Here is a 26,447-nt window from a genome sequence, read left to right as displayed (position 1 = left end):
GCACGAGACGTCGTGGGCGCGGGAGTTCGACCTCGTCGTCGCCGAGCAGTACCCCGGCCACTCGACCTCCTGGCTGCCCGGACTGGTGCGCACCGCCACACGCCCTCGCTCACGCGAACCGCACCGCCTCACGCCCCCCCCCTCACGCCCCCAGCCTCACGCGAGCCGCCCCGCCACTTCCGCCAGGCACTCCCGGAACACCCGCACGGCCGGCGACGCCAGCTGCGCCTCGCGCTGGGCGGTGAAGATCGTGCGGCGGGGCGTGCCGGGCAGCTCGAGGAGGCGGCAGTCCGGGGCCTCGCCCGCCCAGACCAGGTCGGGCATCAGGGCGACGGCGTGGCCGGAGGCGGCGAGGCGGATCTGCGCCTGCAGGTCGGCGGTCTCGAAGCGGACGTCCGGCTCGAAGCCCGCGACCCGGCAGGTCTGCTCGGCGAAGTGGCGGCTCGCGGTGCCGCGCGGCTCCATCACCCAGGCGGAGTCGCGGGCCGAGGCGAGGTCGACGACGGCGGAGTCGCGGCTCACGGCGAGGCGGATCGCGTCGGTCGTCAGGTCGCTGCGCACCAGTCCGGGCAGCCAGGAGGTCGAGTGGCCGGGGTACTGCTCGGCGACGACGAGGTCGAACTCCCGCGCCCACGACGTCTCGTGCAGCGCACCCTCCGGCTCGCGCTGCACCATCTCGATCCGCACCTCCGGGAAGCGGTCGGCGACGGCCCGGAGCGCACCCGGCATGAGCGCGAGCGCGGCCGACTGGAACACCGCGACGCGCACCCGGCCGGTCACCGACTCCCCCGAGGCCGCGAGCGCCGCCTCCGCCCGCTCGAGCAGGGCCATCACCTCGCCGGCCGCCTCGACCAGGATCTCGGCCTGGGGCGTCAGCTGCACGCGCCGGCCCGCCTTCCGCAGCAGCTCGACGCCGGCCTCGCGCTCGAGCACGGCGAGCTGCTGCGAGACGGCCGAGGGACTGTAGGCGAGGGCCTCGGCCGCGGCGGCGAGAGTGCCGCGGATGGCCACCTCGCGGAGCAGGACCAGGCGGCGGACATCGAGCACGGCGTCTCTCCGATCGTTCAGCTGAGCTGACCGGTACCGGTAAGGAACGGTCGCTTCTGCTCAACGGTAGTCGGTCGAATACTGAAGGCACCCACCTCAGAGCAGAAGGACCGCACCATGACGGATCTCGCCAGCCCCGCTCTCGCCACCGGCCCCGCGGCCGACGGCCCGTCCGCCGATTCGATCGATCCGCGCCTGGTCGACGAGAGCGTCGCCCTGGTGCGGCGCTGGCTGCGCGAGGCGTCCGCGATCCCGATCGACGCGTCCGGGGCGCAGCTGGCGGGCGTGCTGAAGGACCCGACCGGCCTGGACTTCACGGTCGGCTTCGTCGACGGCGTCGTCCGCCCCGAGGACACCCGCGTCGCGGCGGCGGCGCTGAAGGCGATCGCGGGCGGCGTGCCGTCCTTCCTCCCTGCTCCGATGCGCGGCGCGGTCGCCCTCGGCGGCGTCATGGCGCCGCTCCTCCCGGACGTCGTGGTGCCGATCGCGCGCCGGGTGCTGCGACGGATGGTCGGCCACCTGATCATCGACGCGACCGACTCGCGCCTGGGCCCGGCCATCGCCGCGATCCGCCGCGACGGCGTCCGGCTCAACATGAACCTGCTCGGCGAGGCCGTCCTCGGCCGCGAGGAGGCCCACCGCCGCCTGGAGGGGACGCACCGCCTCCTCGCCCGCGACGACGTCGACTACGTCTCGATCAAGGTCTCCTCGAGCACCGCCCCGCACAACCCGTGGGCCTTCGACGCCGCGGTCGACGACATCGTCGAGGAGCTGGCGCCGCTGTTCGCCCGGGCCGCCGCCTCCTCGCCGCAGAAGTTCATCAACCTCGACATGGAGGAGTACAAGGACCTCGACCTCACCATCGCGGTCTTCACCCGCATCCTCGACCGGCCGGAGTTCCTCGGTCTCGAGGCCGGCATCGTGCTGCAGGCCTACCTGCCGGACGCGCTCTCGGCGATGATCCGCCTGCAGGAGTGGAGCGCCGCCCGCCGGGCCCGCGGCGGCGCCGGCATCAAGGTGCGCCTGGTCAAGGGCGCGAACCTGCCGATGGAGCAGGTCGAGGCCTCGGTCCACGGCTGGCCGCTGGCGACCTGGAGCAGCAAGCAGGACTCCGACACGAACTACAAGCGCGTCGTCGACTACGCGCTGCACCCGGAGCGGATCCGCAACGTGCGGGTCGGCGTCGCCGGGCACAACCTCTTCGACGTCGCGTACTCGTGGCTGCTCGCCGGCACCCGCGGCGTCCGCGAGGGGATCGAGTACGAGATGCTCCTCGGCATGGCCCAGGGCCAGGCGGAGGCGGTGCGCCGCACGGTCGGCTCGCTCCTGCTCTACACGCCGGTCGTCGCGCCGGCCGAGTTCGACGTGGCGATCGCGTACCTGATCCGCCGGCTGGAGGAGGGCGCGTCGAGCCAGAACTTCATGTCGGCCGTCTTCGAGCTCGAGGCCGACCCGGCGCTCTTCGCGCGGGAGGAGGAGCGGTTCCGCGCCTCCGTCGCCGCCCTCGACGGGGCCGTCCCCCCGGCGCACCGCGTGCCCGACCGGTTCGCCGCGAGCGGCCGTCCGGGACCGGGCGACTTCCGCAGCACCCCCGACACCGACCCGTCCGTCGCCGCGAACCGCGAGTGGGCGCAGGCGATCCTCGCGCGCGTCCCCTCCTCCCGGGCCGGCGCCGACGCGATCGAGGCCGCCACGATCGGCACCCTCGACGAGCTGGAGTCGGTGCTCTCCGGCGCCCGCGGCAGCGGCTGGAGCGACGTCCCGGCCGAGGAGCGCGCCCGCATCCTGCACCGCGCGGGCGACGAGCTGGAGGCGCGCCGCGCCGAGCTGCTCGAGGTCATGGCGGCCGAGGGCGGCAAGACCCTCGACCAGGGCGACCCCGAGGTCTCGGAGGCCGTGGACTTCGCCCACTACTACGCCGAGCGCGCCCTCGAGCTCGACGCGGTCGACGGCGCCCGCTTCCACCCGGCCGCGCTGACCCTGGTCGCTCCGCCGTGGAACTTCCCGGTCGCGATCCCGGCCGGCGGCGTCCTCGCGGCGCTCGCGGCCGGCTCCGCCGTGGTGCTCAAGCCCGCCGGTCCGACCGCGCGCTGCGGCGCCGTGGTGGCCGAGGCGCTGTGGGCGGCGGGCGTGCCCCGCGAGGCCCTGCGCCTGCTCCGCCTGCCGGAGGAGGAGCTGGGGCGCGACCTGATCGCCTCCCCGCAGGTCGACCGCGTGATCCTCACCGGCGCCTACGAGACGGCGGAGCTGTTCCGCTCCTTCCGGAACGACCTCCCGCTGCTCGCCGAGACGAGCGGCAAGAACGCGATCGTGGTCACCCCCTCGGCCGACCTCGACCTGGCGGTGAAGGACGTGGTGGCGAGCGCCTTCGGGCACGCGGGCCAGAAGTGCTCCGCCGCCTCGCTCGTCGTGCTGATCGGCTCCGTCGCTCGCTCGAAGCGGTTCCGCGCGCAGCTGCTCGACGCGGTCTCCTCCCTCACGGTCGGCTACCCGACCGACCCCGCGACGCGGATGGGGCCGGTGATCGAACCCGCCGAGGGCAAGCTGCTGCGCGGCCTGACCGCGCTCGGCGCCGGTGAGACCTGGCTGCTGCAGCCGCGGAGCCTCGACGACTCCGGACGCCTGTGGAGCCCCGGCGTCCGCGACGGCGTGCGCCGCGGCTCCGAGTTCCACCGCACCGAGTACTTCGGGCCGATCCTCGGGATCATGACGGCGGCGACTCTCGACGAGGCGATCGCGATCGTCAACGAGGTCGACTACGGGCTCACCTCGGGCCTGCACGCGCTCGACCCGGAGGAGATCGGCACCTGGCTCGACGGGATCGAGGCGGGCAACCTCTACGTGAACCGCGGGATCACCGGGGCGATCGTGCAGCGCCAGCCGTTCGGCGGCTGGAAGAAGTCGGCGGTCGGCCCGGGCACCAAGGCGGGCGGGCCGGACTACCTGCTCGGCCTGGGCTCCTGGACCGCGGCGCCGTCGGAGGCGACCGCTCCGGTCGTCGGACCGGCCGCCCGCCTGCTCGCCGCGTCGCGCGCGGAGCTCCCGGCGCAGGAGTACGCCGCGGTGGAGCGGACGGCGCGCAGCTGCGCGGCGGCGTGGGCCGCGGGCGCTCCTCGCGACGTGACGGGGCTGGAGGCGGAGCGGAACGTCTTCCGCCGCCTGCCCTACGACTCCGCCGTGCTGGTGCGCCTGGCCGCCGGGGAGCCGCTGGGCTCGCTCGTGCGGGTGGCCGTCGCGGCGGCGACCGCGCAGGCACGGGTGGTCGTCTCGAGCGCCGTGGCGCTGCCTCCGCAGCTCGCCGCCGGTCTCGACGAGGCGGCCGGCGCCGTCGTGGTCGAGGACGACGCGGCGTGGGAGGCGCGGGTGCGCGCGCACGGCGCCGGACGGGTGCGCCTGCTGGGCGCCTCCGCCGCGACGGTGACGGCCGTGACGGGCGGGCGCCCCGACCTCGCGGTCTACGCCGGCCCGGCGACCGAGGCGGGCCGACTGGAGCTGCTGCCGTTCCTCCGCGAGCAGGCCGTGTCGATCACGGCCCACCGCTTCGGCACGCCGGACCACCTCACGGACGGGCTGCTCTGACCGGCCTGCTCTGACCGGCCTGCTCTGACCGGCCTGCCGCGGTCCGTCACTCCGCGATCCCCCTCCCGCGAGATGCCGCGCGGAAGAGGGCGCGGGAGCGCGCCGCCGTGTACCGGGAGCGCGAGGAGAAGCTCGAGACCGACTGCGTCGCCGCCACCGATCGAGAGGGCGCGCTCCTCGCGGAGCTCGAGGAGGAGATCTTGAAGCTGCGCGCGGCATCGGAGGAGCAGGCCGCGGCCGCTCGGCTCGATGCGGCGAGGGCGATCGAGGGCAGGGACGCCTCCGTCTCCGTGGACGCCGGTCGGTCCAGGGGGCGGTGGTCGACGTCGCGGGCTTCGCTGCTGCGCTGATCTCCTCGGCCATGGTCTCGCGGGACCGCCCGGACATCGTTGCGATTCGGCCGCGGAGGATCGCTTCGGGGAGTACGACACACGCGCCAACGTCGGAGGCGGCGGTCACGATGGTCTTCTTGCAGTGCTCACCTCGGGTCATGCCGACGGAGGCGCTGGCCCCCGTGGTGAACACCGTCGACGTGATGGCGCGTCAGCCTTGCGTCGAATCCGAGACCACTCGATTCGATGATCGAGAGTGTGTCATCTCGTCGAGAGCGGTCTGAAGGGGAGCGAGTGCGCACCGCTCAGGACTACCCGATCGTCAGGTCAGAGTGGTGGGCTGGGGCGTCACCGGGTACGACAGTGGCGGGACGTCGTCCGCGGTCGGACAGAACGTCGTCGAGCCGAGTTCGACTCGCGTGGTGTTCGGAGCACCGGATACCGCGATGAGCATGGTGGCGGCGCCCGTGGGCACGCAGGAGCCGGTGGTATCCGTGAGGAAGGTGAGATAGGCGTGTCCGCCCGGGTCGACCTCGACTGGTGTTCCCGGGAACTGCTCGCCTGAACTCGCCTGGACAGCGATCGCCGCCTGGGTGCCCTCGGCGTCGAGGAACGTCACCTGCGGAGTGCCCTGCAGCTCGCAGGATCCGCCGCCGGCGTCGGTCAGCTCGACGATCACTGTCACTTCGTCCTGAGTCGTCAGCGTCGAGGTCTCGCTGAGCTCGCAGCTCTCGCCGGTCGGTGGTGTCGTCGTGACCGCACTCGAGCCGCGGACCGGGGTGGAAGCGTCCGGAGCGGAGCTGTGTGAGCTCGACGGGGTGCAGCCCGCGACTCCGAACGCGAGGAGAACAGCGGCGCCGCCGAGGATGAGCGCATTTCTCGTCACTGCGGGCCTCGATTGTCCACGCGGCACTCCTTCGATCATCCGGCGCGACGTGCGGCTCGTGGCCCTCAGGACGCTCTCGTCGCGACTCTTCGAGCGCCTCGTCACAGTGTGCGCGCGGAGAGGGCGGCAGGGGAAGAGAGACGCCGGTACCGACAGGTCTGCGTGGGGGCTGGGACTTCATGTGGTTGAGGATCGGCGTCGGCGACGTCACTGCCCTTCGAGCCGGGAGCACTGAGGTGACCACCGACTTCACGCACCACGACGCCCTGGCGATGTTCTGGATGGTGGGCACGGCGAGTCCAATTCATGATGGGTCATCTCAACCCACCCGGGATGCTCCGACAGACCCTCCCCTGGCTTTGCACGCGTCTCCCATAATCCGCGTTATGTCAGTTCGGATGGGCGCAACTTCGTGTCGAAGCACTACGCGGCGTCATCCGTCCTTGCCGAGTTCCGCTTTGGTCGAGCGAACGTGTCGAGCGGCATGGTTGACGGCTCGTTAGGTACGTTCGACGTCGAGGAGGACGCTTCCGACCGTGTCGGAAGCACGAACGGAACATGAATCAAGCGCAAGAGAGCCCCGCGGTCAGCCCGCTCACGCCGGAAGACATCGTTCCTGACGAACCCCTACAGGGCGTCGGCCGCGCTGCCATCTCTGCGGAACAAGACCTCCTTCATCATCGAGTAATTGCCCGGAGAATTGCCGAGTTGGCTGTATCGGCATCCGGCAAGGTCAACGTCGCATTGTTCGGCCCGTGGGGATCTGGCAAAAGCTCTTTCAATGCACTGCTCAAGGAAGAGCTCGCAGCCGTAGACAGAAGCGTCGGCCATATCACGTTTGATGCTTGGAAAAACTCCGGAGAAGGATTTCGGGCAAACTTCCTGAGCGAACTCGCTCGACAAATTTCCCCAAAGAACGACCATATCCCTGATCAGCTTTTCCAAGGGACCACAAAGGTTAGCTTCCCCCTAGGCGCTACCTACGTATCAACAAAAACGCGACGAATAGCGACCAGTATTTTACTGCCCTTAGCCCTTCTCCTCTTATTTCTAGGAGGTCCCCTACTATGGGCATTAGCAGCTAATGCGGTCGAACCGTCGAAGAGTTTTGTCGGGCTGTGGTGGCAAAACATTCAGGGGTGGAGTGCATTTGGAGTCAGCTCCACCTTGATTGTTGTAGTTCTCGCAGGACTAATCGAATTGTCCAAGGTGACTGTCTCTCAGTCGATGCCTTCTCACGTTGCCCAGTTCAGCAAATTGTTCGATCAACTCCTCGCGGCAGGACAAAGCAAACGCTATGTTGTCTTTATTGATGAACTCGACCGTTGCTCACCCGATGATGTAGTGAAGACTCTTGAGGGCCTGCGCACGTTCCTCGGCGACAAGCGATGTGTATTCGTAGTGGCTTTCGACCGCGAAGCTGTCGCAGAAACTATCTCGAAACATCTTCGCCACGAAGTACCGCATGGTCCTGCCGCGCCGTACTACGGCACGAGCGGCGAGTATCTGGATAAAATCTTCCAATTCCAGCTCTCCCTCCCACCTCAGGCCGCTCACACCTTCCGCCGATACGCACTTTCGCTCGTCTCCGCCAAGGGCGGTGTCTGGGCCGAACTTGGCGCATATAGAGAAAACTTGCTAGAGCGAGTCGTCACAGTACTCGCCCCAATGCACCTAGCCAGCCCACGCCGCACGAAAGTCTTACTCAATGAATTTGCCGTAACCGCGCGCATTTATCAAAGTTTAGGATTTGAATGGGTTCAGTTTGCCGAGGAGATAGCGATCCTAGCAGTGCTCCGAACCGAATTCCCTCATCTTATGACCGATGTCGAGCGGACGCCCGCATTGATGCGGTTTCTTTACCGCAACGAATCTTCTACCCGTCCAGAAGTAGCCAAGCTTCTCGCCAAGTATTCCGAGCCTGACCCCGAGGACGAGGATGCTTCGGAGCCTACGCAGCTCGACCGCGTGATCGCGAACACCGACACCGACGCCGTATCGGACCAGCTGCTTGTAAACCTACACCGCTATCTACGCCGACTGCGTGAACTGCGCGCGCCCGAACCGCGAGCTGAACTCATCATGATGCACTCGGGGGGCGCGCTAGTGCACTTCGAGGACCCGGCGGTCTATGACGCGGTGCTTCTCGCTCCCGACGCATCTCGTCGTGATGTAGTTGCAGAACTTGCCGCAGCCTCAGAGAGCGACCGGTCTCAAGCGATTCAACACATTCTGGAACAAGCGGAAAGAGAGTCCGCTCAAATCGCAGAGCATCTCAGAATTTTAGCCGGCGACCTAAGCTCGGTCCTGACCGTCGTCCCTGTGCCCTTATCCGATGCACTCCGTGCCGCCGTGACATCCGGTTTTGACGGCCACAGTGAAGACAGCTTGCGTGGCTACGCGGGCGCTATCTCTGTTGCATTCACTATTCCTAGCGCGACAGAGCTGCTGGATGCAGCGGAGCGCTCGCAGGGATCAGCAGGGAGCCTTGTGGTTCGATTTGTCGAAACTCTTACAGAGAACGACTGGCATGTCGCGCAAGCTCTCTTGACGTCGAAGGCTCTTCGCGTGGTTTTGACGGAGCCAGAAGTGCTCGAGACAGTTCTGCGCAGGGTTGAAGTGGCAGCCGAAAGTTCGCTTAGTGCCTCGGACCTGGCAATACTCACCGCTGAGCTTTCTGTTTCGAAGCCGGCAGAGGTCACACCTGAGTCCGCAACGGTTGCCGCGCGTCAGGCCGCTAACGAGGAAAACGAAGCCGCAACCGAAGCGTTTGAAGCGGCTGTCGCCGAGACGCGGGAAGCAACCACACGCGTGCTGCTGGTCTGGGACCACCTCCAGCCAGCCTCAGGGTTACGCCGCGATCTATTGCGAGTGCTTCGCAATGTTAGGGACGATTCACAGTGGCATCTGGACCAACACGACGCCCTCGTGACCCAGGTACGAGACGGTGGAGACATGTCTACTGCTAACCAATACCTGCTAGACGCAATCGCGGAACACCCTGAATGGGCAGCCGGTCGTTGGCGAAAGATGCTAACTATGAAGGCTCCTGTCAAGGCGATCGACAAAAGCAACGCACTGCGGGCGGTCGTCCACCGTGCCACGAACGCCACCAGAATTCTCGTGAGCGAGAATGGCGCCACTAACTCGCTGAGCATCGCCAACTTGATCTCTCCACCTATTTCAGCGGCCCCTTTGGTAGAAATGGTCCGTGAGGACTTAGACAAGGAATGGGAGGAGTACAGCGATAATCGTTTTGAATACCAGTGGACGCTTCTCGCTGCGCTCGATGCGATAGAGGATTCAACTTTGAGCACTCTCGAGCTACGTGCGCATCTGGTCGTCGATGCAGTCGGCACTGCGGCCGAAGACGGAGCATCGGTTGATGCAATCGTGCGCGCGGTGGGCACGGTTTCCGATGAGCAGTGCGTTTCTATCGCCAACATCCTTCAGAGTTCAAACCTGTGGGAGGAAGACGACTCCTTTGCTTCGCAACAGGTCCTTCTCACCACTCAACTTCGAATGTTGTCATTTGGAATTTCTGTCCATCCTCTCCCCAGTAGTGCCCTTGGGTTGATTACTGACGTTGAACAACGTGCGTCTCTCGGTCAACTATGGCTCCAGACCGCGCCGGCCGCACAGGAGATCGAGAAGGTTTTGGCAGACGTCACCTTCTCGAATAGCGCATGGGGTGTCTATAGCCGTAGGTCAACGATCGGTGAGCGCGCGAAGCTTTGGGAAGCGCTTTGGGCGGCGAATGCATCTCCTGCCGCCCTCCGCGCCCTAAGCTCTGCCGGGATGCCCTCCGACATCTACGAGAAAGCAGCCGGCCCTGTGACGGATGCGCAAAATACGAAGGCGCGCCGCATGGCTTTGGATGTGTTCCTGACGTTGCCACCCGGTGTTGCAGGTACCGCCACAGCCCGTGAACTGATCAAAGTGATGAGTACTGAAGCTAAGTTGACGCAGGTGCCCCTCGGTGTCGATTTACTTCGCGCCTACGCCCCATTTTGGCCAGTATCCACTCGAAGTGGCCTGCGGGGCCGGCTCACACCTTGGATGGAAGCCGGCAAGAACTACACCACTAAATCTAACTTGAACTGGCTGATGCAGGAGGGCTTCATCTCGAAGAAGTCCTCGCTCTTCGAGAAACTTCTTGGTATTTGATATCGCTCACCTCCGCGGTTGTGCGAGAGTACTCTAGACGCATAATTCCGTTGTCATAGAATCCCCTGCGATTGGCGGCTTCGCGCGCGAGGAGGACGGGTGCGGCCGCTCCCCGCGTGAGGCATGTGCCGGCCACCATGAGCGGATCGGTCACGCTTAGTGCAGGGAGCGAGAGCATAGCGAACCCGATGAGTGCGCCAAGGATGTTGCGCTTGGAGCCGATGCGGTCGGAGAGAATCGGAAATTGACTTGAGGATCACCCCGTCTACGTCATAGAGCGCGAGCAGTATGTGGATACGTAGGAGAGTGAATCCCATGTCCTCGCCCGTCGTGCCTGATCCTGCCGCAACGATGTGTGCCGGAGGGCGTCACCAAGCTGGCCGCGTAGAGCGGCGCCACTTGGGGAGCATCGGTGGGCCTGGTAGGAGTGCTCGGTCGTAGCGAGACCGACGACACTCGCCATAATCCGGCTAGCACCGCTGGCGACGGGGCGGAGCCGATACTAGGTCCTCGGCGAGTCGCGCTCGCGAACGTGCCTCTGAGCTGCGCCCTTCGCGGCGCTTCCGCATGTTGAACAGCCGACGAGTGCAGGTGGTCACATGTTCAAACATGAGAATTTGTTCGATAATGATACTTTTGTTAGCTTGGTCGCATGGGCGCTGTTCGACGGGCCTCGAGGTTCTGGTCGCACACGAGCCTCGGAAGTCGTCGAAGTCCCGCCTTGTTACGCGTCGGGTGCGAGCCCGAGCTGCTTGAAGATGCCGAGCTCGTCGCTGCTCCCCCAGCGCTCGGCGAGCTTGCCGTCGACAAAGGTGCTGATCTGCATGCCGCGGATCTTCACGGACTTGCCCGTCGGTGCGTGGCCCTGGAACACGCCGGTCTGCGTCCCGGTCAGCGTGTAGGCGAACGCGACGCTGTCGTCGTCGGCGACGAGCTTCTCGACCTCGAGCGCCATGTCGGGGAACGCGGTCCGCAGGTCGCTGAAGAACGCGGCGTACCCCTCCGGACCCGGTGCCTGGCCGGGCGCCGGGTCGTGGTCGACCGAGTCTAATGCGACGAGGTCGTCGAACGCGGCGAAGTCGCCGGCGTTCACCGCCTCGCCGAAAGCCTGCTGGGAGGCGATGTTCTGCTTGCTAGTCATGTGCTGTCGCCTTGCCTGCACCGGTCCGGTGCCTCGAGGAGTGGTGCGGGTCGTCAGCGACGGTACGCAGGTGCGTCAGGGCGGTACAGGGCTTGCGATTCCCCCAGGCGCTTCCCGCCATCGCTCCTATAACTGAGATTATGTCCGTTTGCAGTGCGGTCACACGCAAGAGCCTCGGCTCGAAGCTCGTTCGCTCGCCGACGACAGAAAGGCGGAACGTAGCCTGATGAGTTCGAAGCCAGAGTTTCTAACGGAGGGCTTCGCCGCTGCGCGCAAGGCCAGCCTCGACCGCTGAAGCCAGGTCCGGCGCGTGGATGCCAATAGAATTGGGCTCTCGCGAGACCCGCCAGCTGCCGCCAAGCCGACGAACCCACACCGTGTCTTGCCAAGTTCCATCAAAGAATCGCTGAACCACGAAGAGATCGTGATTTGAGTGGTGCACCTGAATAGTGCGACCTTCGCGATCGACCTCTATTGATTTTCCGTGAGGGATCGTGAACCAGTCGAACATGTCAAAATCCTACAGCGACCTCGGCGAAGCCGCACCACGATCAGCCAACGGGAGAGTACAACTCGTTCGGGTGGAGCATGCTGCGATACTCGACCTCATGACGGACGACGTATGGCCCCAGGTGGTGACCGGGGCGTTCACCTCGTCTGCAGCGTTGCTCGGATTCTTTCTCGCGGGCCTGAACGAAGCTCGCCGCGATGGAAGATCAGCGGTCCGGGAGAGGTCGGCGCGCGCGGAAGAGCGCCGTTCGGCCGCGCTCCAGAATCAGCATCAGTTTCAGCTTGACACCCTCCTCGCGTTGCAGGACGCCGTTCAGCGCATGGCGCGTCTTGCTGGACGCACGATGCACTTCGACCACATGGAGGCAAGGGAAGGCCGATATTCTCTGCTCCCCTCTGAGTACGACGCTGACATGACGACGAACGACTTGGACGTCATCAGGCTGCGGAATCGTCTGCTAGATGACGAGCTACGCGGTGCCGTCGAGAAATTTGCCTCCGCCGCCGCCGCGGCAACCAGGCCCCCGGTCTTCTACCGAGGGCTGGACGAAGGCGAGCGTGAGCGAAAAGCGAGCGACCTCATTCAAGATTTTGAGAGCGACTACAAGCTGGTAATGGATCAACTCGGTCAGACGCTACGTGCCGAACTCGCCTGGGTTCCGACCTACCCTGGGCACTGATCGCTCGAACGAGCGCGTCCCCCCGGGCCAGCGAGTCGACGTCCTCGCCGAGCTCACTGACCCTCTCCCCCGCCCTCCTCGATGTCGCCACCGTTCAGGTCAGAGAGCAGTAGGACGCTTGGCGGAGGCTCTGACGAGGCTCAACCGTCGCCGCGGTGCTTGTCGGTCTCGTCGTTGACCTCCGAGTAGGCGTGCAGCTCGGCCCAGAGCCCGGCGACGTCGTGGTGTCCGGCCTCGGTGAGGAGGTCGATGATGGGCGTTGCGCGGGCGCAGGTGAGCGTCGGGGCGATCGCTTCCGCGACGGCCGGGTCGGAGAGCGCCGAAACGTAGGCCTCGACAGCAGCCTTGTACGCGACGGCCGCGTCGGGCGAGGTGGGCTGCTCGACGAGCGCGTCTTCGGAAATCGGGGTCGTAGTCATGATGAATCCTCTCATTGCGGGCGTGATGGCGGCGGATTCGAGTGGGTGGCGGCGGTCTTGTTCTGACCTTCCCCCTCGTTTTTTGCCGTGATTCTCAATCAGGTTTGTCAAGCCAGCGGGGGTGGTCTGGCTCGCCTGTTCTTCCTTCTCTCCCAGCGTTTTTTTGCCTGGAAGGCACGTAGTGCCGAGCAGAGGCGGAGGCGGGAGCGCAACCCGGAGGGCGGCGGAGGAGAGGTTGTCGGCGCGATGTGAGGGAGCGCAGCGACCGCGTGGCGGGAACCTCGGAGGAGCCGGCCGCGCAGCGGCTTGCGTGGACGCCGCAGGCCCGTACGCTGCCGAAGGCTTCCAGGCAAAAATGCGCGCAGCGCACACCACAGCGCCGACCGAGGTCGGCGTCTGCTTGCTCGCGGAGACTTCCGCCGAGGGGGTTCGATCGGCCAGAGGACGAGCCTCTACTGGGAGGCTGTCTGCTCTTGAGCAGGAGCGCGCCGAGTGGCGTCCGCCTCGTGGCGATACAGCGAAGCCCGATCCCACCTGACGAGGTGGCCCGGATCCTCAGCAGTACGGCCGCGGGTACCGTTCCCTGGCGGTCTGCGTGCTCGTTCGCCTCGGTCTGCGCGGGGATGGAGAGCAGCGCGCTGCCTCGGGCCTTCACGCGAAGGAGCGCGCAACGGATCGTCGCTCTCGCTGAAGCCGCCCGCCGCGCGGATGCTCTCCCAGCGATCTTCTCGCCTCGTTGAACGTCCGCGACTGCTGTGTCGTGTCCTCGGTGGGACCACCTCGGCCCCCGCACTACAGGAGGCATCATGCTCAAGCGAATCGCGACCACTGTGACCACTGCGGCGTTCGCCGCCGTCCTTCTCGCCGGATGCTCGACGGCCGCCGGCTCGGCCGCCTCGTCGGAAGCGCCGGCCGACAGCCCTTCCGCCACCGCCTCCGCCTCCGCTGAGACGGCGGCTCTCACGACGGCGTCCTCGCCGCTGGGCGAGATCATCACGGACGAGGCCGGCTACACCGTCTACACGTTCACGAAGGACACGCAGAACTCGGGCAGCAGCAGCTGCTACGACGAGTGCGCCACGACCTGGCCGGCCGTGTCGGCGTCCAGCACGACCGCCGCGGATGGGATCACCGCAGAGGTCGGCTCGATCACGCGCACCGACGGGACGACCCAGCTGACCGTCGACGGATGGCCGGTCTACCGGTTCGCGAAGGACACCGCACCGGGCCAGGTCAACGGGCAGGGTGTGAAGGACGCCTGGTACGTCCTCCTCCCTGACGGCACGACGAACAAGGAAGCTGCGGGCATGAGCACCTCCACCCCGGCGTCCTGATGCGCCGGCGACCCGTCCCCGCGCGCAGCGAAGCGCATCGCCCGGACGGGTCGCCGGTTCTCGACAGGCAAAGACCGGAAGGGATGACCCGCAGTGATCGGAGCAACCGAGATGACGGAGTGCGCCGTGGCGCTTCGAGGCGGTGAGCACTGTGCCCCGCCCCGTCGATGAGCTCCTGGCGGCGCTATACGAGAGTCACGGCCCGGCGCTGCGGCGCTTCGTGCAGAACCTCACTCGGAACGCGGCGCTGACGGAGGACGTCGTGCAGGAGACGATGGTCCGGGCCTGGCAGCGCCCGCAGGTCCTCGAACGCGACGCCGACGCCGCTCGCGCGTGGCTGTTCACCGTCGCCCGCAACCTCGTCATCGACGACGCCCGCTCCGCTCGGAGCCGACGCGAAGTGCCGGCGAAGGACGAGGACGGCGGCGGCGCCGTCCCCGATCACACCGACGCAGTCCTGGACAGCATCCTCGTCGCCGACGCTCTCGCATCGCTGTCGGTGGAGCATCGTCGGATCGTGGTGGACGCGTACTTCCTCGGACACACCGTCCCCGAGATCGCCCGCCGGCACTCCATCCCCGAGGGAACAGCGAAATCTCGATTGCACTACGGACTGCGCGGACTGCGACTGGCTCTGCAGGAAAGGGGCGTCACCCGATGAACGACCACCACGGAAGCTCTGCGACGGAGGACGAGTACCGCGACTGGGACGCGTCCTACGTCCTCGGCGCTCTCCCCGCGGATCAGCGACTCGAGTACGAGCAGCACCTCAGCGGCTGCGCGGCCTGCCGCGCGGCCGTGGCAGAGCTGGCAGGACTGCCCGGCATCGTCGGTCGGCTCTCCGTCGAGGATGCTCTCGCCATCAGCGCATCGGACGACGGCGAGGACGCGCCGCCCTCCCCGGTGACGCTGCCCGCCATCGCTCACCGTGTCCGGACGCGCCGACGTCGGCGCCAGCTGGTGACGTCCCTCGCCGTCGCGGCCGCCGTCACCGCCTCCGTCTTCGGAGGCGTCGCTCTCGGCACGGGCATCGCGGGTGCTCCCGTGGCGAGCGAGGCGACCCTCGAACCGATGGACCCGATCGCGGACGATCCCGCTCTCGCTGCGGACATCCAGGTCGAGGGGAAGCCGTGGGGCACCCGGCTGGAGTGGAGCTGCACCTACAGTGGTGATGCGCCCGCCGACGCGGAGTACGAACTCGTGATCACCCGCACAGACGGCAGCACGATCACCGTCGCCACCTGGACGGCGGCCGGGCAGCGCGCCGTCGACCTGGCGGCGTCCACGGGCATCGCCCGGTCGGAGATCACCGGTGTCGACATCAGGGTCCGCGGCACGAACTCCCCCCTCGTCCGCACCGACACCTGAGACACCGCCCACCCGCAGGAGACACCGGCACTGCCCGCGGTGCCGCGGACACAGGACAGGAGCAGACCATGAGCACCGAGACCACACCGCTGCACATCACCCGCGAGGGCCCGAGAAGCTTCATCGGCCGCAACGCGCGAGGAGCCGAGGTCCGCATCGGCGGGTCGGACGCCGACGGCGTGTTCTCGCCCGGCGAGCTGCTGCACCTCGCCCTCGCCGCCTGCGGCATGCTCTCCTCGGACCACCTCCTCGCCAGCCGACTCGGAGCCGACTTCGAAGCGACCACCGACATCACCGCGACCAAGCCCGAGGGTGAGGACCGCTACGACTCCATCACCGCCGTGATCCGCGCCGACCTGTCGGCGCTCGATCCCGAGCGGATCGCCTCACTGTCCGAACGCACCCACCGGGCCGTGGATCGCCAGTGCACCGTCGGCCACACGCTCGAGCACGGCGCGGCGTACACCGTCGACGTCGTGGACGACCCGGCCGCTCCCGTCAGCGGTCCGAGGACGGGGACCGTCTGAGATCAGCGCCTCATCGGTCACGACGACCGGTGCCGACCGAGCCGCGGACGTCTCCCTTCAGTGCCGTCAGTCTGCGATTCGCCGACCGGATCCGAGACGATTCGCGAGGCGGAGCGCGTTCACGGAGCGGAGGTGCTGGTCGGCGCGGTGACGTCCGTTGGCCGGTGAGGGGTGCGGTGCCGCGAGTACGGGGACGACACGGGGATCATCGTGCAGGGTCAGATAGCGCATGACCCCGTCGAGCGCCACGGTCCCGTAGGTGACGACGGCGCCGAGCGCGGGCAGCAGCTCCAGCAGCTCACCGAGCGCGAGCCGACCCTCCTCGATGTCCGCGGGGCGGACGCGGCCAGGGATCTCCCACGGGATGAGGTTCCATCGGAGGTAGTGGTCGCGGGAGAGTCCGGACTCGATTCGGGCCGCCCGGAACGCGGCGGCGGTGGGCCCGAGGTTGTCCTCGCTGCAGACGGCAGCGGATCCCGCGGCGATCGTCCGAGGGCCGGGTGACTGCATCAGCACCAGGACGCGACTGGCGGTGCCGCCGGAGCAGGGATCGAAGCCCGGAACGAAGCGTCCGGTCGCGTCCGCGGTACTCCGCCAGGTCTCGGCGAGGGCGTTCAGGCTTCGGACATCCACGATGGTCCTCGATCCCGGTCAGGCCGGCCGCGGTGGTGCGAGCAGGGTTCCGCGGATCACGGAACCGTGGAACGTGCGGGCGGCGACGATGATCCACGCGGCGACCAGGCCGACGTAGTAGAGCACCGCGAGGCCGGCGACAACCGTGAGACCGGAGTGCAGGGCGAGGCCGTTCAGTCCGGTGACGCAGGTGCCGACGGGGAACGTGAACGACCACCACGTCAGGCTGAACGGCAGGTGCTCCTTCGCGGTGCGGAGGGTGATCGCGAGGGCGATGACGGTCCAGAGCAGTGCGAAGCCGAGCATCGCGAAGCCGTACACCAGAGCCACGACCAGCAGCGCACGCGCCATGCCGGCGTCCACGACGGTGGGCGCGTTCGAGGCGAGCAGATTCACGGCGGTGATCGACTGTCCGACCGGACCGAGGACGATCCACAGCGTCGGCACCATCCCCGCCGCTCCGACCTTGTGCTGCGCGAGCCGGTTCCAGATCAGGGTGATCACCACCAGCGACGCGACCAGGCTGAGGCCGAAGAAGCCGTAGCAGGACCACAGGAGCGTCTCCCGCGCTTGCCCGGCGGGCGCGTACGGCAGCAGCAGTGCGCCGGTGGAAGCGGACACCATCGGCGGAACGATCGGCATCAGCCAGCCGCCGAACGCCGAATCGGGCTTGTTCTCATGCCGGGTGAACGCGAGGTAGGGCACCAGGACCGCCGTCACCAGCCCGCCGAGAGTCCCCGCACCCCAGAGCACCCAGTCGATGGTGACAGCGGCCGGCAGGCCGATCCAGTCCTTGCCGAGGAGGAGGGTTCCCGCGCCGACAGTGAGGAACGCCATGGGCGGCGCGCCGTAGAAGTGCGAGAGCACGGGATTCAGGTGGTGCCTCACCGCTGTACCGCGGTAGCGGACCCAGTGCAGCCCGGTCGCGACCGTCAGCGCGACGAGCAGCAGCGCGGCGATCGCCCAGACGACGGTGGCCCCGGTGCGGAGTCCGGGGAACTGGAGTGGCAGGGACGCGGCGGCGACCGCGACGATGCCGGTGCCCATGATCGACGCGAACCAGTTCGGCGTCAGGTTCGACACGATCAGTCCCGGATGCTCCAACTCCCGGAACAAGCGCCTCGACCGCGGAGGATGCCCGATCGAGGAAGATGCGCGGGCGGGGGAGAGAGTTGTCATGCCTCCAGCCTGAGCATCGCCGGCACCAGCCGATACAGCGATCGTCTTGGCGGGGCACAATGAGTGCTTGTGGCGACGCGGCGATTGACGGACCGGATCCTGGATCTCGACACGCTGGAGGTGCTCGAGCGCATCGCCGAGGCGGGCTCGCTCTCCCGCGCTGCCGAAGACCTCGGCGTCACCCAGCAGGCCGTCTCGGCGCGTCTGCGGGTCGCGGAGCGCGCCATCGGGCAGCCGCTCGTGCGCCGCTCTCCGACCGGGTCCCTGATGACCGACGCGGGCCGGCTCGTGCTCGAGCTGGCCGGCCCGGTCCTCGAGGCGTCCCGCCGCCTCGAGGCGGGCGCGGCAGCACTGCGACAGCCGACCGGCTCACTGGTTCTCGCGGCGTCGCAGACCATCGCCGAACTGCTGCTCCCACGCTGGCTCCTCGAATTCCGACAGCGCACACCCGAGGTGAGTGTGCAGCTGATCGCCGGCAATTCAGCCACGGTCACAGAGCTCGTGAGATCCGGTGCCGCGCAACTCGGATTCGTCGAGACACCAGCGTCCACGGCCACGCTCTCCTCTGACGTGGTCACGGAGGACGAACTCGCTGTCGTCGTGGCACCCGACCACCCCTGGGCACGCGCGGCGAGTATCAGCGCCGAGGACTTGGCCGGCACCGCACTGCTGACACGAGAGGAAGGCTCCGGCACCCGGACGACCCTCGAAGCATGGCTCCACGACGCCGGGCTCGCACTCACGACTCCCGCCGCGATCCTTGAAACGACGGCGATCATCCGAGCGAACGCCCGCGCCGGCATCGCGCCCGCAGTCATGAGCATCCTCACCGTCGAAACAGATCTCGCCGCGCGCTCACTGATACGAGTGCCCCTCCGCGGACCAGCACTCGTGCGACCCCTCCGCGCCATCTGGTCCGATCGCATCGGGTCGTCCGCGGCGGCGTTCCTGGAGATCGCGCACGAGATGCGCTGACCGGTGCACGGCTCGTCGCAACGCCGATCACGCCAGCGGCCGTGTCTGCTCGAGCTGGAAGGCGGTTTTCCGCCTTAGCAACCGGAGGGCGCAGTGCAACCCGCAGGGCGAGGGGGGAGAGAGTTTCGGCGCGAAATAAGGGAGCGCAGCGACCGCGTGCTGAAAGTCTCGGAGGAGTCGGTGGCGCAGCCACTTGAACGGAGCCCGTAGGTAGCTACGACCGCAGCGAAGCGGAGGGAGCCGCCGAAGGCTTCCCTACGGTGAAAAACGTGGATCCGAAGCGTTCGTAAGCTTCGGAACGCGCCAGGGATCCCAGGTATGGCCAGAAGGCTTCAGCCCAGTGATGGCACGCCGTGATTTGCCACCCGGGACCCCGCAACGACACGACCGCTCATTGAGAAACGCGATTCATCGCCCCGTAGGGACTTGCCGGCTTGGTCGCTGAAGGCGCGCACGAAAACACACCTCGAGGAAGGACATGCGCGTGCCGCAACTCTGGGCCGGGATCGATGCCGGCAAGAACCACCACCACTGCGTCGTCATCGACGCAGACGGGAACAAGCTCCTCTCCCGCCGCTTCGCTAACCGCGAACCCGAGATCCTCACCCTAATCGGCGACGTGACAAGCGTGCAGGCAGGTGCCGAGATCACCTGGACGACTGACCTCAACCATGGCGGAGTCGGCCTCTTGCAGGCAGTGCTTTCCGCGCATGCGCAGCCCCTGCACTACATCCCCGGACGAGCGGTTCACCACGCGGCGAATACCTACCGCGGTGAGGCGAAGACCGACGCCAAGGACGCCGTGATCATCGCCGATCAAGCTCGGATGCGCCACGACCTCGAGCCCATTCGGCAAATCGACGACGTCTCGGCCGAACTCCGATTGCTCTCCGCTCGCCGCGAGGATCTGATCCACGACCGCACCCGCGCCGCGAACCGCCTCCGCTCAACCCTTGCGCACTACTTCCGCGCACTCGAGGCCGCCTTCAACTACGCGGCCACGAAGTCTCCGCTGATCCTGCTGACCAAGTACCAGACACCCGCCGCACTACGCCGCATCGGCCAACAGCGACTCACCAACTGGCTCAAGAAGAACGGAGCCCGCACCCCAGCCGCACTCGCCACGACAGCGCTGGGGGCGGCGGCTGAGCAGCACACTGCGGTTCACGGCGAAGCAGCTGCGGCTCGATTGGTCAGCCAGATCGCACACGACCTACTTCGCCTCCGCCAAGAACTCCTCGACCTGGATACCGAGATCGACGCACGCCTGAAGGATCACCCTCACGCCAACCTTCTCATGAGCGTTCCCGGCTTCGGACCCCGCCTTGCAGCGGACTTCTTCGCCGCAACCGGTGCCGACCTCTCCTACTTCGGAACACCCGACCGACTCGCCAGCTTCGCCGGCCTCGCCCCCTCAACGCACGACTCTGGGAAGATTTCCGGAAACCATCACCGACCACGCCGCTACGACCGGCGGCTACTGAACGCCTGCTTCCAAGCCGCGTTCATCGCCTCCATGCACTGCGACACATCACGGACCTTCTACGAACGCAAACGCCACGAGGGCAAATCCCACAAGCAAGCCCTCATCGCCCTTGCCCGCCGCCGTATCAACGTCATATGGGCCATCATTCGGGACGGCACACCCTTCACCGCCCCGGTCCTAAACGCGTAGGAGCTTCACCAACCAACACAGCCCCATAACGTCAGCCACGCCATGGGCTCTCTCCGCCATGCCTAGCGGGATACGACTCCGTTACCATTAGATCAGATAACGAGATGGCACACTAATAGCCGCGCAGGTCAAAGTTTTGGCCTGCGCGGCTACATGGTGAGTTCTAGACCAGCCTGAACAGCAGAGGCTTCAGCCGCCGATACCTGCTGGGAGCGAATCGTTCACCCATTGGGGGCAGGCCTCCTCGGGCGCCTGAATCGCTGGGCCCTTGCAGTAGGACGTGACGACACCGAGCTCGAATGCATCTGGACTTGCAGACGAGGGCTGTCGGTCATGAATCGTCTCGAAACGAATCTGAGGCTCACCGTCTTTCAGAAAGACCGCACCATAGAGATAGCGGCCATTGGCCTGCAACTGTCCTGCCGCGCTGCCCGTCACTACTGCGTCGATAGTTTGTTCTTCGACCCCGTGGTCGATCAATCCGTGCAGGTAGCCGAAAGCTGACGCACCTGACTGTCCCTGTCGCAAAACAACCTTCTCGCCCGTCTGGTCCTGGAACACAGCAAGACACGCGTAGGCAGGCGCCTGTGGGTAGGAGGTCGTCCCCGCGGCACAACCTACGTCGGCCCGCGCCTGAACCCCACCGCCTGGCGTACCAGGGCTGTCGAGCAACCACGTCCCGCCGGCCGGCCGCTCAAGCGTGGCGACAGAATCTTGCGGCACCGCCTCGACGGCCGCCGCATTGGACATCGCCCCGCCCGAAAGCCCTACAGCAATCACCGCCGTCATCAGAACTTTAAATGCTTTTCTCATACTTTATCCCCCGATATCTAGTAATGACTTGAACTAGCCTAAGATGATTTGAGCATGATGAAAAGCACCTTCCAGGCCCCTCGCAGGTTTCTTGCAATGACGCGGATCAAGTGGTACGGTGCGCGAGATGACGTTCTTTGAAACTCTCGAGTCAAAATTCGACGTAAGCAAAGTTGATGATGAAGCGATTTTACTTAGGCGCCGAGGGGATGGCCGCTCGATGCTTCTAATACTCAATGAGAATACTCGCCTCCACATTTCGCATATCGTCGAAGATCAGATACTCCTAGCTGAAATAAGTGAGGCAATTGGCCGATCTCGCGGAAAAGAGCGCTACCTCATTGTGTCCGGGGGTACACTCGTCCCCTCAATGGACCGGAGCATTCTCCTAACGGACGATTCATCAGTCGAGGAACCACCCAATGGTGGAAATTGGGAACCGTACGAGCACTGACGAAGGCAGCCCTGCCATGACGCTGCAAATGCCCCATCCGATCGACGCGGCCAGCGGAGGCGACCAACCTCGCGGCCATCGGTTCGTAGCGCGAGCCTTAAACGCCTTGCCGCGCTCCTCCTCCAACCGGGGCCAAACTGCTTGACAACCTGATTGAGAATCACGGCAAAAAAGGGTGTGAGCCCGCAGGGCGACCAACGGCGGCCGGCGCAGCCGGTCGACCTCCGGGCGTCGCTCCGTCGACGCTGCGCGGGCGGAGCTCGCGCCCCGCCGCCGGTGGAACATCGGGGAGTGTGAGGGGGTCGCCCCTCACGGGCCGGCCCGGTCCGGGGCGGCCCGCGCCCGCGCTCAGAGGGTGAGGGTGTGCAGGATCAGGACGGTGGAGCCGATGGGCTTTCCGAAGTCGGTGTAGTCGAGGGTTTCGCGGCGGTTGCTGATGAGGTCCAGGGCCACCAGCTCCTCCTCGGACTCATCGCTCATGCCGCCCGGGTCGTCCTCCCACTCGCGGAGGGTCTGACGATCGGCGTCGAGGACTCTCCACAGCCCCCAGACGTGGGCGACGGGGCCGGTCGTCTCGTACTTGAACACGAGGGCGGTAGCGGTGGGCCAGGCGTGCGCGGCCGCGGCGACGATCAGCGCTCGCGCGGCCGCGGCGATCGCGTCGAGGTCGCCGGTCGCGGTGGCGGCGGCGACGGCGGCTTGCGCATCGCGCAGCGCCGGGGTGTGTCCCCACACGTCGACGTCGACGGCGGGTGTCGTGGTGGTGGTCATGGCGGGCCTTTCTGCAGGAGTCGGGAGCGGGGGTGCGGGGACCGGCGGATGCCGGTCCCCGCGGAGCGGCTAGCTGATCCCGGCGGCGTTAGCCGGGGTGCTCTCGCCCGTGACGACCTGCTCGACCGGGGAGAGCGCGTACCCCCACGCAGCGAGCTGGCGGAAGTGGGCGGCGGCGCGCTCGTCGCCGCGTCGCCACGACTCCTTGCTCGTGTTCGCCTCCTGACCTCCGAGCACGACGGCCAGCGCGACCAGCCGGGCCTTCGCCGGGTTCGCCTCGACCAGCGCGGCGAGAGCGTCGGTGCGGTAGCCGGAGGGGCGGTCGATGCCGAGCAGCGTGTGGGCGAGGTCGCTGCCGTTGCTCATCCCCGACGACACCGCAAACCGGTGCGCGGTGAGCCCGAGAGCGATCACCCGATCCGCATCCTTCGGAAGCGTCTTGCGGCTGAGGAACGTGGCGATCCACTGGCGGCGGACCGTCTCGGCGGCAGTCCACGCCTTGTTGTTGGCGATGAGCACCTTCCGCTCGGCGGACTTCTCGACGCGCTCCTCCTCCGCCTCCTCGGGGGTGAGCGCCGCGGCGGGCACGTCGCCGCGGTAGGCGTAGGTGAATCCGGCCTCCGTGGGCTCCTGCACGAAGTGGGTCACGTCGATGTCGCCGTTCCAGCGGGTGTCGATGAGAGCCCCGCGAACCGGGATCGCGGCGATGTGCTCGGCGGTGACCTGCTCCCCGTCGGCGGTGCGGAGCTTGCGGAGGGCGACCCACGGGCTGCCCTCGCCGTAGGCGTCGGAGCGGGTGAGCACCTGGAAGCCGTTCGCGATCTGCTCCTGCTCGACGGCGGCGAGGCGTGCCTTCTCCGCGGCGTCCTCGCGGAGGCTCTGCGCGGTGTGCTCGAACTGGGTCGGGTCGTTGGTCGCGACCTCGATCAGGTGGGCGCGGGCGTCGGCGTCGTCCTCGAACTCCAACAGCACCGCGGCCTGGTCGAGAGTCAGCTCGTGCTCGTGGAGAACGGACGTGACGGTCGCGGACTCCGCGACGGCGAGGCCCTTCTTCACCGCGTCGGTCTTGGTTCCGGTGCGCTTGGCGATCTGCGAGGCGGTGATGCCCTCGAACGCGAGCTGCGCCCAGGCGGCGGTGCGATCCGCGGTGCTGAGTTCGGCGCGCTGGTCGTTCTCGATGATCTGCTGAATGATCCGGTCCGCGGTGGTGTCGTCGCCCTCCACGACGTAGACGGGGACCGTGGCGACTCCGGCCTCGCGTGCGGCGAGGGTGCGGCGCTGGCCTGCGCGGACGATGACGTTTCCGTGCTCGTCGCGGCGGGCAAGGATCGGGGTGATGACGCCGTTCTCGCGGATCGACGCGACGAAATCGCGTGTCACGGGGGCGCTGGTGCGCACGTTCGCCTCGATGACGAGGGTGGTCGGGTCGATGTGCTGAACGGTCCCGGTTCCGGTGGTGATAGTCACGATGGTTTCTCCTTGATCGGTGTGCGACCATTGAGGCGACGGGTCCCGTGGTGCTTCATTCACTACGGGGCTTTTGTCGTCTTCCTGATCGTTTTTCTTTGCCTCTCCGGCGAGTGAAAACCAATTGAGTGGAGTCGGCGGAGTGACGCCGATCACGGGCGAAATAAGCCCGCAGGGCGCGTCCGGGATCGGTGGCACGTAGCCGATGGAGCGAGATAGGTTGAAACCGCGGAGAGGTGAAGAAAACCTGGGAACGCGCCGCGTAGCGGCTCCCGCCGGCGGTGCTCCGTCACCGCTGCGCGTGCGGAGCTCGCGCCCCGCCTTCGGCGGAACACGGGGGAGCGCGAGGGGGTCGCCCCTCGTGGCCGGCCCGAGGGCCGGCCCCTCCCCCGCGCTACTCGGCGGGCGTCAGGAACGCGATCAACGCGGCGGCCTCGGCGGTGCCGTCGTCGTAGACGGGCATCCCGCCGGGGCCGCACTCCCCCGGCAGTCCGAGCGTGTTGCGGGTGTGCGCGAGGATCTCCGCGTCGGTCGCGGTGGTGTTCTCCGGGTCCTCGTCGCGGCTGATCGCGAGGATGAGCGCGAGCTGTTCGGCCGTGGCGCGGCCGGTGTCGGTGCGGGTCATGGTGTGGTCCTCTCAGCGGCTCAGGAACGGGGCGACGCGGCGGATCGCTGCGCGGCGGGCGTGGGCGACGCAGTGGCGGAACGAGCCGCTGGTGATGCCGTGCAGCTGGTCGGAGTGCCACGCCTCCCAGACGCCGGACTTGCGGCGGGTGACGTGCACCGAGGGCGTCGTCTTGGGGTCGGTGCCCACGACGCGGACGTCGACCGCGCGGGTGCCTCCGAGCGTGAGGTAGGTCTTCGCGGTGGTGTGCAAGTCGGTGGTGATCTGCATGGTGTGGGTGCTCCCTCTGGCTGATCGTTTTTCTTTGCCTCTCCGGCGGGGAAAACCGTTTGAGTGGAGGCGGCGCAGTGACGCCGATAGCGGGCGAAATAAGCCCGCAGGGCGCGTCCGATAGCGGTGGCACGGAGCCGGTGGAGCGAAATAGGTTGAAACCGCGGAGAGGTGAAGAAAACGGGTGGAACGGGCCGCATCGCGGCCTCCCATTGGCGGCGCTCCGTCGCCGCTGCGCGAGTGCAGCTCGCGCCCCGGAACGGGACACCGGGGAGCGTGAGGGGGTCGCCCCTCACGGGCGGGCAGCGCAGGCCCTCCTGCTTAATTGCTTGGCTGGCAGGCGGCGCTGGCGGCTACGGTGGGCGGATGAACCGCCTTACGGCAGCTGCGATCGCGATCGCGGTGCTCACTGTCGCCAGCGGTTGCTCGGCGGTTGCACCTGAACCCGCGTCGAAAGCGCCGAACGGCGATCCGATCGTCGCCGCTCGCAGCCTCCCTGATGCTGGTGGCGTCGTCGCCGGTAGCGACGCCAGCTCAAGCTGCGGCGAATACGTTCTTGAGCAAGGCGGTGACTTGCCTAGCGAGGCTCGAGCGTGCCTCGCGACCGCCGCGATCGCGGGAGACGAAGCGGAACTGGCGTGGAGCACACCGACTACCGAAGGCGACCCGATCGTCTCGTTCGCGTTCGTCGGAGGCTCGATCGACGGCGTCGACGTGTACACGACGACGGCGTTCGATCGCCACAACGGTCTCGAAGAGACCACGGGCGTGGGCGCCAGCTGGTCACTCCTGCACTGTGCCGATCCGGCAGATCTGCAAGGTTCGGGCGACTGCGAACGCTACGTCGAGGGATGAATCCTGAGCCGGGCACCTCGGAGACTGAGCCGCATCGCGGCCTTGGATGTGCGGTGCTCCGTCACCCGCCGGCCCCCACGCTCGAGCGGTTTGTGTCAGCGTCGGATGCGACGATGGGAGCCTGTAAGAGCTGGCACACCGGACGCGCGCGGAATCGGCATCAACGGTGGTGCGCAGCAGCGCGGCGACGCCGGCCGCGGCGATCCCGGAAGTGCGCGCAGCGATCCCGGAGGATCACGGGATCTTGTACATGCTCCGCCTCAAAAACTGAGCGCGCTAACGCTCACTCGTCCCGCTGGCGTGCGCGCTGGACCAGGCGAGGCAGCATGGGGATCTGGATGAGGACGAAGAGGGCGACACTCGCGGTGTACACCCCGCTACTCAGCGGCGGGACGCTCTCTGTCGTCCACGCGAGAACGAGCCAAATCGCTGCTCCAGCAAACATGAGTGCCAACGCCCAGAGCGTGGTCCGGGCCGCCCTCCGGTCGTTCACCGCGCCATCCGTCTTCCATGCACGGTTGCTGACGGCGAGGCCGAGTGCGACGGCGAGGAGTGCGGCGCCGACGACAGCGAGAGCGATGGTCAGCGAGGAATCGAACATCAGCTGCGATTATTCCGCTACGGGCGCGGCGCTGCGGCGCGGTGCGCGCTGGGTGGTTGTGGTGACGACGGCGGTCGCGCGGGTGAGGTTGGGGCCGATGGCGTCGGCTTCGAGGACGCGGCCGGTGCGGCGGTTCTCG

General features: G+C 67.1%; 23 protein-coding genes and 1 pseudogene. 11 read left to right on the top strand and 13 right to left on the bottom strand.

Annotation, left to right across the window (positions count from 1 at the left end; all coding sequences use genetic code 11):
* Nucleotides 1-156: 156 nt before the first annotated feature.
* The gene (locus tag C5B92_RS15240; RefSeq protein ID WP_104350559.1) at nt 157-1,047 is read right to left on the bottom strand and encodes a LysR family transcriptional regulator; all 891 of its coding nucleotides are present in this window, start codon (nt 1,045-1,047) and stop codon (nt 157-159) included.
* A gap of 117 nt (nt 1,048-1,164) precedes the next feature.
* Here C5B92_RS15240 and C5B92_RS15235 point away from each other — a divergent pair, with 117 nt between their 5' ends.
* On the top strand, nt 1,165-4,626 hold the full coding sequence (locus C5B92_RS15235) for a bifunctional proline dehydrogenase/L-glutamate gamma-semialdehyde dehydrogenase (protein WP_104350558.1): 3,462 nt from the start codon (nt 1,165-1,167) through the stop codon (nt 4,624-4,626).
* A gap of 654 nt (nt 4,627-5,280) precedes the next feature.
* Here the strand turns inward: C5B92_RS15235 and C5B92_RS15220 are convergent.
* Entirely contained in the window at nt 5,281-5,844 is a 564-nt protein-coding gene (locus C5B92_RS15220) for a DUF4232 domain-containing protein (RefSeq protein WP_181028850.1), read from the bottom strand.
* 558 nt (nt 5,845-6,402) lie between these two features.
* On the opposite strand from C5B92_RS15220, the gene C5B92_RS15215 reads away from it, so the two are divergent.
* The gene (locus C5B92_RS15215; RefSeq protein WP_104256103.1) at nt 6,403-10,011 is read left to right on the top strand and encodes a P-loop NTPase fold protein; all 3,609 of its coding nucleotides are present in this window, start codon (nt 6,403-6,405) and stop codon (nt 10,009-10,011) included.
* Nucleotides 10,012-10,735: 724 nt separating this feature from the next.
* Here the strand turns inward: C5B92_RS15215 and C5B92_RS15210 are convergent.
* Entirely contained in the window at nt 10,736-11,152 is a 417-nt protein-coding gene (locus C5B92_RS15210; protein ID WP_104256080.1) for an ester cyclase, read from the bottom strand.
* 247 nt (nt 11,153-11,399) lie between these two features.
* A complete protein-coding gene (locus C5B92_RS17020) occupies nt 11,400-11,663 on the bottom strand; it encodes a hypothetical protein (protein ID WP_146079353.1) in 264 nt (87 codons plus the stop codon).
* A gap of 97 nt (nt 11,664-11,760) precedes the next feature.
* Here C5B92_RS17020 and C5B92_RS15205 point away from each other — a divergent pair, with 97 nt between their 5' ends.
* Nucleotides 11,761-12,342, top strand: coding sequence for a hypothetical protein (locus C5B92_RS15205; RefSeq protein WP_146079352.1), 582 nt, complete (start codon nt 11,761-11,763; stop codon nt 12,340-12,342).
* Between the two features lie 140 nt (nt 12,343-12,482).
* On the opposite strand, the gene C5B92_RS15200 is transcribed toward C5B92_RS15205, so the two are convergent.
* A complete protein-coding gene (locus C5B92_RS15200; protein WP_104256082.1) occupies nt 12,483-12,761 on the bottom strand; it encodes a hypothetical protein in 279 nt (92 codons plus the stop codon).
* 806 nt (nt 12,762-13,567) lie between these two features.
* Between C5B92_RS15200 and C5B92_RS15195 the strand changes: the two genes are divergently transcribed.
* The 4 genes from C5B92_RS15195 to C5B92_RS15180 all read left to right on the top strand — a co-directional run bounded on the left by C5B92_RS15195 (nt 13,568) and on the right by C5B92_RS15180 (nt 15,990).
* Nucleotides 13,568-14,095: a hypothetical protein gene (locus tag C5B92_RS15195; protein WP_055794425.1), complete on the top strand. Its 528-nt coding sequence runs from the start codon at nt 13,568-13,570 to the stop codon at nt 14,093-14,095.
* Nucleotides 14,096-14,246: 151 nt separating this feature from the next.
* Nucleotides 14,247-14,756 (top strand): sigma-70 family RNA polymerase sigma factor, encoded by a 510-nt coding sequence (locus tag C5B92_RS15190; RefSeq protein WP_055794427.1) that lies wholly within the window; start codon nt 14,247-14,249, stop codon nt 14,754-14,756.
* A complete protein-coding gene (locus C5B92_RS15185) occupies nt 14,753-15,463 on the top strand; it encodes an anti-sigma factor (protein WP_104256083.1) in 711 nt (236 codons plus the stop codon). The genes C5B92_RS15190 and C5B92_RS15185 overlap by 4 nt, the downstream gene beginning before the upstream one ends.
* Before the next feature lie 68 nt (nt 15,464-15,531).
* On the top strand, nt 15,532-15,990 hold the full coding sequence (locus C5B92_RS15180; RefSeq protein ID WP_055794432.1) for an OsmC family protein: 459 nt from the start codon (nt 15,532-15,534) through the stop codon (nt 15,988-15,990).
* 66 nt (nt 15,991-16,056) lie between these two features.
* Here the strand turns inward: C5B92_RS15180 and C5B92_RS15175 are convergent, their stop codons facing one another.
* A complete protein-coding gene (locus tag C5B92_RS15175; RefSeq protein ID WP_235576811.1) occupies nt 16,057-16,623 on the bottom strand; it encodes a uracil-DNA glycosylase family protein in 567 nt (188 codons plus the stop codon).
* A gap of 18 nt (nt 16,624-16,641) precedes the next feature.
* On the bottom strand, nt 16,642-17,706 hold the full coding sequence (locus tag C5B92_RS15170) for a TDT family transporter (RefSeq protein ID WP_020624523.1): 1,065 nt from the start codon (nt 17,704-17,706) through the stop codon (nt 16,642-16,644).
* Nucleotides 17,707-17,865: 159 nt separating this feature from the next.
* On the opposite strand from C5B92_RS15170, the pseudogene C5B92_RS17820 reads away from it, so the two are divergent.
* The 3 genes and pseudogenes from C5B92_RS17820 to C5B92_RS15160 form a co-directional block, all read left to right on the top strand.
* Nucleotides 17,866-18,027, top strand: a pseudogene (locus C5B92_RS17820) (LysR family transcriptional regulator); the annotation flags it as partial.
* A 42-nt stretch (nt 18,028-18,069) separates the two neighbouring features.
* Nucleotides 18,070-18,777, top strand: a complete 708-nt coding sequence (locus tag C5B92_RS15165) for a LysR substrate-binding domain-containing protein (protein WP_244248318.1) — start codon at nt 18,070-18,072, stop codon at nt 18,775-18,777.
* A 484-nt stretch (nt 18,778-19,261) separates the two neighbouring features.
* Nucleotides 19,262-20,452 carry an IS110 family transposase gene (locus C5B92_RS15160; RefSeq protein WP_181028849.1) on the top strand — a complete coding sequence of 397 codons (1,191 nt, stop codon included), beginning with the start codon at nt 19,262-19,264 and terminating at the stop codon, nt 20,450-20,452.
* A 189-nt stretch (nt 20,453-20,641) separates the two neighbouring features.
* Here C5B92_RS15160 and C5B92_RS17015 read toward each other — a convergent pair whose 3' ends face one another.
* The 5 genes from C5B92_RS17015 to C5B92_RS15140 all read right to left on the bottom strand — a co-directional run bounded on the left by C5B92_RS17015 (nt 20,642) and on the right by C5B92_RS15140 (nt 24,852).
* On the bottom strand, nt 20,642-21,265 hold the full coding sequence (locus C5B92_RS17015; protein WP_146079351.1) for a hypothetical protein: 624 nt from the start codon (nt 21,263-21,265) through the stop codon (nt 20,642-20,644).
* 802 nt (nt 21,266-22,067) lie between these two features.
* Nucleotides 22,068-22,490: a hypothetical protein gene (locus C5B92_RS15155; RefSeq protein ID WP_056045796.1), complete on the bottom strand. Its 423-nt coding sequence runs from the start codon at nt 22,488-22,490 to the stop codon at nt 22,068-22,070.
* Nucleotides 22,491-22,559: 69 nt separating this feature from the next.
* Nucleotides 22,560-23,957, bottom strand: a complete 1,398-nt coding sequence (locus C5B92_RS15150; protein WP_159424188.1) for a ParB/RepB/Spo0J family partition protein — start codon at nt 23,955-23,957, stop codon at nt 22,560-22,562.
* Between the two features lie 394 nt (nt 23,958-24,351).
* Nucleotides 24,352-24,582 carry a hypothetical protein gene (locus C5B92_RS15145; protein ID WP_104247873.1) on the bottom strand — a complete coding sequence of 77 codons (231 nt, stop codon included), beginning with the start codon at nt 24,580-24,582 and terminating at the stop codon, nt 24,352-24,354.
* A 12-nt stretch (nt 24,583-24,594) separates the two neighbouring features.
* Entirely contained in the window at nt 24,595-24,852 is a 258-nt protein-coding gene (locus tag C5B92_RS15140; RefSeq protein WP_104256088.1) for a hypothetical protein, read from the bottom strand.
* Between the two features lie 366 nt (nt 24,853-25,218).
* Here C5B92_RS15140 and C5B92_RS17010 point away from each other — a divergent pair, with 366 nt between their 5' ends.
* The gene (locus C5B92_RS17010; protein WP_146079350.1) at nt 25,219-25,707 is read left to right on the top strand and encodes a hypothetical protein; all 489 of its coding nucleotides are present in this window, start codon (nt 25,219-25,221) and stop codon (nt 25,705-25,707) included.
* 283 nt (nt 25,708-25,990) lie between these two features.
* Here the strand turns inward: C5B92_RS17010 and C5B92_RS15135 are convergent, their stop codons facing one another.
* Nucleotides 25,991-26,308 (bottom strand): hypothetical protein, encoded by a 318-nt coding sequence (locus tag C5B92_RS15135; RefSeq protein WP_104256089.1) that lies wholly within the window; start codon nt 26,306-26,308, stop codon nt 25,991-25,993.
* Between the last annotated feature and the right edge of the window lie 139 nt (nt 26,309-26,447).

The sequence above is a fragment of the Rathayibacter sp. AY1A4 genome (assembly GCF_002930955.1).
GTDB lineage: Bacteria > Actinomycetota > Actinomycetes > Actinomycetales > Microbacteriaceae > Rathayibacter.
This window is presented reverse-complemented; position numbering and strand designations above follow the sequence as displayed.

Coding starts and splice junctions, on each gene's coding strand:
- C5B92_RS15145 (WP_104247873.1), bottom strand. CDS start 24,582: ATGACCCGCACCGACACCGGCCGCGCCACGGCCGAACAGCTCGCGCTC.
- C5B92_RS15140 (WP_104256088.1), bottom strand. CDS start 24,852: ATGCAGATCACCACCGACTTGCACACCACCGCGAAGACCTACCTCACG.
- C5B92_RS15205 (WP_146079352.1), top strand. CDS start 11,761: ATGACGGACGACGTATGGCCCCAGGTGGTGACCGGGGCGTTCACCTCG.
- C5B92_RS15185 (WP_104256083.1), top strand. CDS start 14,753: ATGAACGACCACCACGGAAGCTCTGCGACGGAGGACGAGTACCGCGAC.
- C5B92_RS15155 (WP_056045796.1), bottom strand. CDS start 22,490: ATGACCACCACCACGACACCCGCCGTCGACGTCGACGTGTGGGGACAC.
- C5B92_RS17020 (WP_146079353.1), bottom strand. CDS start 11,663: ATGTTCGACTGGTTCACGATCCCTCACGGAAAATCAATAGAGGTCGAT.
- C5B92_RS15200 (WP_104256082.1), bottom strand. CDS start 12,761: ATGACTACGACCCCGATTTCCGAAGACGCGCTCGTCGAGCAGCCCACC.
- C5B92_RS15210 (WP_104256080.1), bottom strand. CDS start 11,152: ATGACTAGCAAGCAGAACATCGCCTCCCAGCAGGCTTTCGGCGAGGCG.
- C5B92_RS15135 (WP_104256089.1), bottom strand. CDS start 26,308: ATGTTCGATTCCTCGCTGACCATCGCTCTCGCTGTCGTCGGCGCCGCA.
- C5B92_RS17015 (WP_146079351.1), bottom strand. CDS start 21,265: ATGAGAAAAGCATTTAAAGTTCTGATGACGGCGGTGATTGCTGTAGGG.
- C5B92_RS15165 (WP_244248318.1), top strand. CDS start 18,070: ATGACCGACGCGGGCCGGCTCGTGCTCGAGCTGGCCGGCCCGGTCCTC.
- C5B92_RS15235 (WP_104350558.1), top strand. CDS start 1,165: ATGACGGATCTCGCCAGCCCCGCTCTCGCCACCGGCCCCGCGGCCGAC.
- C5B92_RS17010 (WP_146079350.1), top strand. CDS start 25,219: ATGAACCGCCTTACGGCAGCTGCGATCGCGATCGCGGTGCTCACTGTC.
- C5B92_RS15180 (WP_055794432.1), top strand. CDS start 15,532: ATGAGCACCGAGACCACACCGCTGCACATCACCCGCGAGGGCCCGAGA.
- C5B92_RS15195 (WP_055794425.1), top strand. CDS start 13,568: ATGCTCAAGCGAATCGCGACCACTGTGACCACTGCGGCGTTCGCCGCC.
- C5B92_RS15215 (WP_104256103.1), top strand. CDS start 6,403: ATGAATCAAGCGCAAGAGAGCCCCGCGGTCAGCCCGCTCACGCCGGAA.